This window comes from Desulfobotulus alkaliphilus (assembly GCF_007830435.1).
Classification (GTDB): domain Bacteria; phylum Desulfobacterota; class Desulfobacteria; order Desulfobacterales; family ASO4-4; genus Desulfobotulus; species Desulfobotulus alkaliphilus.
The window spans coordinates 16,011-25,476 of record NZ_VLLC01000036.1 but is presented as its reverse complement, the minus strand read 5'-3'; the positions used below and the strand labels follow the sequence as shown (position 1 = coordinate 25,476).

General features: G+C 56.7%; 1 protein-coding gene. It reads right to left on the bottom strand.

Annotation, left to right across the window (positions count from 1 at the left end; translation table 11 throughout):
- The coding region (locus LZ24_RS17350) for a CARDB domain-containing protein (protein WP_222427665.1) at positions 1-9,466 on the bottom strand (9,466 nt) is incomplete at both ends.

Here is a 9,466-nt window from a genome sequence, read left to right as displayed (position 1 = left end):
CTTTTTTGGTGCGGGCGCCGCCTTTGATCTCCGTTGTGACACGGCCATCGCGCACATAGCGCTTTTCTTCCTCACCGTTCACGGCCGTCTTTTTGATGCGGCCATTGCGGTCGTACCAGATCTCCCGGATGCTGCCGTCCGGGTCTTCGGTTCTGCTGTAATACTCCTGCCTCAGCGCATCATAGGAATAGGCAAAAGTATGGCCCTGATTTTTTTCATCCAGTACGGAGTGCACCCTGCCGTTATTGTCATAGGCCATGGTGCGGGTATGACCAGAAGGGTCTGTGATCTTATGGATGCGGCCCCAGCCGTCATAGGCATAAAGAGTGCTTTCTCCCATGGGGTCTTTCACTTCGGTGAGCAGCTCCCCGCTCCAGACGTAATTCACCCTGCGATCTGCCCCATCTTTTGCTTGAGTGAGCCTGCCCGCTGCATCATGGGTGAAAAAAAGCATGGCCTCGCCATGGCGGTCCTGAAGCGTTGAAGGCTGACCTTCGCCATTGTAGACAAGCCTTGCGGTCACACCATGGATGTTGCCCCAGGAGCTTAGGCCAAAGCTTTTGTCAGAAAGGGGCTTTTCAAAAAGCTCCCAGGCGCCGGAGCTGCTTTCATAACGATAGGCCGATGGCCTGCCGCTGCTGTCCCTTTCATGGATGAGGATGCGATAATTGCCACGGGTGTAGGTGGCAGAACCGGACTTTTCATAGGCGTAGCCGTTAAAGAAAAGACGGGCGGGGTCTTTGGTATCTTCGGCCTCACTGCCTTCAAAAACCGGCCAGATGCGGCTGTGGATATTAAAATCCCAGCTGCCGTAGCTGTAATTGCGCACAAGACCCAGACGCCCGCCCTGGGCCCTGACCCAGAGGTCCGTGTCTCCATCCACAAACTCGCCGGTGAAGGGAAGGATTGAAGAGCCCACGGGAACGCAGCGGTATCCGCCACAAATATCAGCTTCCATGCGCTCACAATCACCGCACTCTGGTTCTGCTGTACCCTTGCTGCCGCTGGATTCGTCTCCGCAGCCGCCTCCGGGACCTCCACCTCCGGGACCACCACCGCCGGGACCTCCGCCTCCGGGACCACCACCACCAGGACCTCCGCCTCCGGGACCACCTCCTCCGGGTAAGGGCACACAGACCCCTTCCTGGGTGGCAATGGAAGTTCCTGAACCTGTCCAGCTTCCACCACCGGGACCACTGCTGCTGCCGCCAGTTCCTCCCCCCCACCACCAGCCACCACCACCGCCGGAGGAAGTACCGCCACTGCCACTACCTCTCACCGGCCTGCTGAAGCAGTGGGGACTGCTCCCTGAATAGGGACAGCCATTGGCCGCCACACCGCTGTAATGTGTATAGCCACAGGCGCCATACCCCCCGCCGCTGCCACCGCTTTCTACCTCATCGGCAGTGTTCAGGCTGCGGAGGGCCACAAGGCGGTAGGGAATGGAGATGCGCTCTTTGGCTCCAAGGCTCTCCGGAGGCTCGGCAAGGAGCTGATACCGGATAAAGGCATCATCTTCAGGAAGGTTCATCCTGAGATTGTCCGCCCGGATGAGGCCGTGGTTGATGCAGCTGATTTCTCCTGTCATCACATCCCCTGCCTTCAGATCCGGCAGGGATACGGAGGTGGGATCACAGATCACCACAGGTGCAGGCACATCGGTCTCGTAGGTCAGGGTCAGGACAATGTCATACCTGTCCTCAATGGTGGTCTCCTGCACCCGCCACTCCACGGTGACAAAGTTATACTCCAGAAAAAGGGCCTCACTGGCCGTCACCCCGGCCCGGATCCAGAGCCTTCCGGTTTTCTCCTGATGCCCGGGCGCACGCACCCGGTATTTGTAACTTCCTGCGGGAAGATCTGTGAACAGGGCTTCTCCCAGATCATCGCTCTTTTTTTCAAAATGGATGTTGAGGTTCTTTTCATTCTGAAGGGTGATGCTGGCCTCTCCAAGACCCTGTATGGGCCTGCCGTCTGCACTCTGGCTTCCTGTGTAGATGTTTTTGACCTTAAAGAGGGCATGTCCCCTGCCCCTTGTGGTCAGGGTGACAAAGACAGGGATTTCAAGGCTTTCGTGGTTGTCCGCATCCACGGCCACAATGAAACTGTAAAGGCCTTCATTGGCCCTTAGGGGCGGAGCAAGGGTAAGGGGCAGCTCAAGGCTTTCTCCCACACCCAGAACCGAAGGGGTTTTGCTGCGGTTGAGGAGCACCCAGTCGGGCAAGGGCTTGCCGCCTTCTGGCTTCAGGCTGAAGGTGAGGCCCTCCACATCGGCAAGGCCCTGATTTTTGAAGGTGAGCACCTCAGAAAGGCTTTCTCCGGGAACAAGGCCCGTTTCTTTATAATTGGGATAAAAAAGGTGGGGCTTTGCCTCCGTAAACGAGATGTCGAGGTGCACAAAGCCTAAGGGCTGAAGACCCGTCACCTCATCGCTCACAAGGCGCAGCACAAGGGAGCCGTGATCTGCGGCCCTGTTGTCGGAATGGATTTTTAAGGGAATGCCCGCCTTTTTACCGCCCTCAAGCCGGGTAATGGCGGGGCCTGCGTCCCAGAACACCCCTTCTTCAAAGGCGTTGGCGGGCTGATCCCAGTCCTCCTTAACAAGCCTTAGGTTGTTCACCACAAGCCCTTCGGCCACCTCAAGGGAGATGGGAAGGGTCTTTTCGTAATTTTTAGGAAGACTTAAACGGATGCGGGAAGGATGCAGCCCCACCCTTGCGATGGTAAACTCCGCCTGCACGGGCCGATCCAGAATGTCCGGATGCAGGGCCGCCACCTGATAAACGCCGGACTCCTTTGCCGTGGGCCTGAAGGTGTAAGAAAATTCTCCGTCAGAACCGCTCACAAGGGCGATCTTTCTTTCAAAACCATTTTGCATGAGAACAAGGTTGAAGGGCGCATGGGGAAGGCTTTTTCCATCTTCTTTCACAAAAACCCGGCCCCTGATGCGCACATCCTGGCCATAGGCCACGGAAGGACTTGCCTCAAGGATCTCTGCGGCATAATCGGTTTCTTTAAGGCCCACCTCCCTTGTGCCGGCAAAACCCCGGAGCACAAGGGGATCTTTAGATTGAAAGCCGTGATAGATGCGGTCAAATTCAAGCTTCAACACCGCCCGCTCCGGTGCGGCTCCAGGAACCGGGATCTCAACCGCAGCCGAGGTGAACACGGCCCCCGGCCCAAGGCGCACAAGGCTTGTGCCATTGGCAAGGGTCTGCACGGCCTCGCCCGTAAACTGCATGAAGGGGATGCTGGCAAGGAGGTTGCCGTCCCCATCTAAAAGGCTGAACCGGATATCCTCCGAAGGCCTGTTGCCAAAGTTTTTGGCCGTAACCAGCTCGATCTCCCCTTCGCCCGTATTCTCCAGCACAAAGCTCACAAGGCCTGCCCCTCCCCGGATCATCTCCTCGGAGCGCAGGGTCAGGGCCAGCATGCCCTCCTGAACAAGGACCTCCCCTTCGGCCCCAATGCGCGCCCGAAGCCCAGGTTCAGGGCTCTGTTCCACATAAAAGGAAAGGGGTTCTCTATCTTTTAATGCCCCATAGCCCGGCACCACCACCGCCACCCGCTGCCCTTCCCCTGCCTTCAGTCCAAAGGGCTCTGAGCCATGGTCGCGGTCATGGAGGCGCAGAGAAACGCGAAGCCCCTCAAGGTCCGTATTTCCATGATTTTTGACATCAAAGAACAGGTGATTCATCACCCCGCGTCGCAACGGAGGCCCTTCGGCAAGACTGATGGAAAGATGGGGCAGCAGAAGCTCCCTCGCAGGACTTGGTTCCCCATGACTGTCCACGGCCACAAGGCGATAGGCCCGCTCCTCGCCGCCAAAGCCCGTATCTTCCATGCCGTAAACACGAATGGGGCTCTCCGTCACGGACACAAGGCTGCCGGGAGCTCCCATGGAAAGGAGAAAGCCTTCAAGGCGGCTGCCGCCGGGATGGGTCCAGGAAAGCTCGGGGTTTTTGCCCTGTCTGCGGCTTACAAGGAAATGATCCGCAGGCAAAAGATGCACGTTGAGGTAAACGGAATTGGAGGGCAGAGACTCGTTGCCCGCAGGATCCACCCGGGTGAGCACATAGGCGTGCTCCGTGGGGGAGGGCCTGGAGTCAAGGGCCTTGTTGCCATTAAAACGGGCCTCAAGGGGGGTTAAACCGTCAACGGAATGAATCTCCCCGGCATCGGAGCGGTAAAGCCTGTGGGTATAATCCCTGCCTTCGCCGGGTCCTTCCCAGCTTGCCTCAATGCCCGGAGGAATCAGGCGTAAGCGTAGATTTTTTGGTGCTGGGGGAAGGGTGACAAGGGCTTTTACGGAAGCGGATGCGGAGAAAACGCTTTCTGCCACTTCCCCGTTTTCTTTTCTGAGGCTTGTGATGGCATAAACATAGAGCCCGTCATGGGTAACCCTGTCCTCAAAGGCCTCTGCATCGCCGGAATCCAGTTCCGTAAGGAGATGAAAATCGCCATTCTCCCCATCCTGCCTGTAAATCCTGTATCCGCTACTGTGTTCCACGGCATGCCAGCTTAAGGCCACAGCTCCCGCAGGCAGGGCCTTGGCCCCAAGGCCAGAAGGCGGCGAAAGGGGCGGAAGATCGCCCGCATACACCTGAAAGCGGTTGGGGGCTGTGATGCGGCGGCCTTCATTGCCAAGAAGGCAGGTGCTGGAAAAAGTAAAGGAAAGAAGCTCCGGCCCGTCAAAACCCGCATCCAGGGGAAGATCAAAGGCCCCTTCCCAGACTTCGGCCTCATCGGGTGCGGCCGTGCCTTTTACAATGGAAGAAATGGCCTCGGGCTGCCTGCCTGCTCCGGAAAGAACAAAGGCAAAATCAGGGAGGACGCCTTCTGTGGTCTTTCTGTCAAGGGCTGCCCTGAAGCGCACACCAAGGGGGCTTTCATTGTTGTGGATGGGGCTTTGGGGATTGAGGTCAAGCTTTATGAGCGAAGGCCCTTTGGCGTCAATATCAAAGGACGGCCCCTCATCGATCTCCGTTCCCCGGTTGCCCGCCAGATCCCTTGCGGAGAACACGGCCCAGGCCCTGCCGGAAGGGGTGCTGCCTTCAATGTCAAAATAGCCTTCATACAGAAGCTCACCGGTTTTGGTCAGATCCACGGGAAGGGGGTGACCGCCTTCGGGCGTGATGCTGAAAAAGGGTGGAGCCATCAGGGGTTCATTCACCTCCACCCGAACCCCCACCCGACCCTGACCCATGGCCTGGGTATGGGGATGCACAGGACCTTCGGGTGCATAGCTCACACGGGCCCTCGGCCCTTTGCTGTCAGAAATCCCCGAGGCGGGCTCGGATGGGGCACTTTCATTGCCAGCCTTGTTCAGGGCCGTGCCCCTGTAGAACCAGGCCCCGTCTTGGGCGGGCATGTCCCTGTGACCCAAACCACCAATGATTTTAGTGTTCACCTTTTGGGCCTGGGCAAGCTCCGTAAAGGGTGTTGCACTGCGATAGAGATTGAAACCCGAAGGCGGATCTCCAGGCCCTGCACTCCAGGAAAGGCGCATGACACCGGCCTCAAGGGCTTCTGCCTTCAGGTTCACAGGAGCCGAAGGAAGGCTTGTATCGACCTCCACCTGAAGGGCAGCACTCAAAGGCCCTCTGCCTGCGGCATTGAGGGCTGCGGCACGGACAAGGTGCACACCCGGCGTAAGGGTGAGGCCTGCAGAAAAAGCTCCCCTTCTGTCCACATCTAAAAGATCTCCGAAGGGCGTCTCTCCCAGATAAAGCTGAACACGGGTATCAGGCTCGCTCCGGCCCCCAAAGAGCACCAGGGGCGCATGGGTGATCCAGCCGTTTGCGGGCTTTGTGAACACCGGTGCTGCGGGTAAGGCCAGCTCCACGCGGATGTTTTTTACAAGACTTGTGCTGTTGCCGAAACTGTCCCAGGCGACGATTTTTAGGACATGGCTCCCCTCTTCCAGCCCATGGATATCCACCTGCCAGCCATAGGGCGCGCCAAAGGCCGTGTGCCGGAGAACGCCATTGAGGTAAAAGGCCACACGGCTTACGCCGGACACATCCTCGGCCTTAAGGCTGAGAAGCCCCGAACGGCTCAGTGCATCGCCTTCTTCCAGAAGATCCGAACCGAATTTTACATCGGAAATGACAGGCCCCGTTTCATCGGGTCTGGGGGTGAGGGCAAGGCTCTGCACGTAAGGATTGTGGCCGCCGGAGATGTTCACCGCCACAAGGGCCACATGGACGGTCTCGTGGTTGGCAAGGCCCGAAAGAAGGGCTTTATTTTCTTTCACCTCAGAAAAAGGCGCCATGCCCTCGGTGGAATCAAAGGGACCTTCGGAGGAAAGATACAGGGCATAATGGCGCAGGCATTCTGAAGGCTCTGAGGAATCCCAGGAAAGCCTTGCGCCTTCGGGAAGAACCTCAAAGCGGATGGCGGAAGGGTTGAGAAGCCAGGTGCAGGCCTTTTCTGAAAGACCGAAGCTCTCTATGCCCCGGCTGTTGTAGCCCTGGATTTTAAAGGTATGGGCAGAGGCTGGGGCAAGTCCGGATTTTTCCCACAAAAGGGCGTCTGGCCCAAGAAGTTCAGGAGGCTGGGCCCTATCAAAATTGATTTTATAGCCCATGAAATCACCCTGCTGATCCGCTGGCGCTTCCCAGGTGAACACTAAACGATCTGCATGGGAATACACCGCAAGATTGTTCACCTCCCGGGGGGCATTGGCATTGAGGGGCCTTGCGGCAACCGGGCTGACCCCGCTGCGGAACTGCCCTGCCTCATCCACGGCCACCACGGCAAACCAGTAGGGCGTTCCATGGATAAGATTCTGCACCGCATGGGTGAAAATTCCGGCCGGCACCTCCCCACGGGGGGAAAGCCCTGAAATGCTGGTAAAGGGTTCTGTCTCATAAAAGATCAGGTACTTTTCTATGTCTCCGTGGAGGGCTTCGTCATAGCCTGCCCAGTTTAAAAAGACCGTGGTACCGTTGCCCTCACCGCTGGCGCTGAGATTGTTTACGGGCAAAGGCGGAATATCGTCCCAGACAATGCGGACCCTGCTTTCTTCACTGACATTACCTGCTCTGTCCTTTGCCGTGAAAATAAAGATATTTTCTCCGGGCTCAAGGCGCACCCGATGCTCCCAGCCCGTGGCTGCGGTGTAACGGGTAAGCTCCTCACCGTTCATGTAAAGGGCGGCAAAGGCCTCCTTTTCTCCCCTTAAAAGCTGGGTCACGGCATGGGTGGGAGAACTTACTTCGTAAATCAGGGGTGGAGGAGGTGCCTGGGTATCCACGGTAAAGGTGTATTTGTGGATGGACGCATTACCCATCCTGTCCACAAGATAAGCTTCCAGGGCATAGGTTCCGTCGCTAAGGGGGGCTGAAGGGGTAAAACGGAAAAGATTTTCTTTCCCAATCCAGTCAGCACTGCCATCCACCAGCCCATTGTTCTGATCCAAAAGCTTCAGGGTGCTTGTCTCAGAATCAAAACCACTGCCCTGTTCATGCACACTCAGCTCACAGACCTGGGGCGGGGTGTCCAGAAAACTGTTGTTTGGTGGATGCACCCGGCTCACACCAGGAGGCAGAGAATCAAGGAAAATATCCACCCATACGGGATCACTCAAAACACCGGCAGGACTTTGGGCACGGACCTCAAGGACATTGTTTCCCTGATAGAGATATATGGAGCTGCTCCAGGTATCGCTGCCGGAGGCTACCTGGGAAACGTATCCGGTTGAATTATTCCGCAGAATCCGGATACCGGTATTCTCTTCCCGCTCCCCGGTGAGGGTGATGTAGGTGGTATTGGAGCGATTGTCCGCAGGTCTTGGCTGAATGGGACCGGAGTAGACCTCGCTTCCCGTAATAACAGGGGGAGCAGGCTTGTCCGTTTTTATGGTGAAGGCAATTTCATAGGCTTTGGAATTGCCCGCCGTGTCAAAGGCCGTAAAGGTCATAAGATAAAGACCCGGCTCCAGGGGCAGGGAGGATGGGGTAAAGTAAAAACGGTTTGCACTCACCCCCCGGGTTCCGGGAATAACAAGGCCTTCCCTTGTAAGGCTCAGGGTCTCCAGGGTGGCGGCATTGTCCACACTTCCGCCATGGCGGTCCGTAAGATAGATGTCAATCCGGCTGACTTCATGGATAATGGCACCATGGGCAGGGTTGCTGGAGGTCATCTCCGGCGGGGTGGTGTCCGGAATCTCTCCAAGGCTCACCAGATAATTGTTGTTGCTTTCATCGTCTTCGGGGACATGGTTATGGACATCACTTTTAACTTCTATCTCTGCTGGCCCCTTCTGGGCTGTCCAGGTGGCGGAGACCTGGGCCGAGGCTCCGGCTGCAAGCCCCTGAAGCCTTGGCAACGAGATACGTCTTCCATTGACAAAAAAACCCACGTTAAATACTGAGGCAGGCCCTGCACCCTGATTTTTTATGGTGGCCGTAAAGTTTACCACCTGACCCGCCTCCATACCCGAAGGCGGGTCCCAGGCAAGATGACTTACCACAAGATCGGCCTGGGGGCCGGAGGTGGTAAAGCGCCACACAGGGCCTGATGTCTCAGCACCATGGCTGTCCCTTGCCTTAACACGCCAGAAGTAGGTGGTATCCGGCTCCACGGAAAGGGACCAGCTTGTCTGTTCAAGATCCTCTGCCACAAGGTTCAGGCTGTCCGCATCTCTTCCCAGAAAAAGGGTGTAGGTAAGGGTATCCGAAGGGTTGGGATCACCTCCCTTCCAGGAAAGGGTGATTCTTTTATCAGGAAATCTTAAATTTTCTGCCCCATGCGCAGGAAAGGGATCATGGGGGACAAAGGGCGGCTCATTGTCTGCAATGGGAGGGGTACAGTCTGCGGGACTCCCAAGCCAGGGAGAAAAAGCCACATTGCCTGAGACCCTGTCTCCACCCTGATCCGGGCCTTCAACATGGCCCCACCAGTTGCCCTCTGCCACAAGTATCTGTCCTGTGGCATTGTGCAGGCCAAAATCAAAATTGTTAATGAAATTATTGGCACTGATTTCAGGTCTTGCGGCAGACTGCGCATAAATCCCCACCCGGTTTTCCCTAAAGGTGTTGCAGGCAATGACAGCATCGCTGCTTTTAGCTCCGGAAAGGGAAATTCCATTGAAAACGCTGTTGCGGATGGTAGAAAAACGGATGGCAGGGCTTGATGAATGAATCAGGATATTGCCCCGGTTATTGCGTCCACCGTATTCCACAATGCCATGTTCAATGAGCGAGCTTTCATGGCTGGTGGCATTAAAGGCGATACCTTGCCAGTGACCAGGCTGGGGACCGGTACTGTCCGCCGTAAAGCGTATGGGTGCATCTGTCCTGCCACGGGCAATGAGGGCACCGGGGTCTCCGCTGCTACGCCCTATGTCAAGCCGGGTATTAGAATTAAAACGCAGCTCCACACCGGGCGCAAGGGTCAGGGTGGTCACACCATTCTCTCCATCCCTGCCGTAGACAGACAGGTCACTTAAAATTCCGTAGGG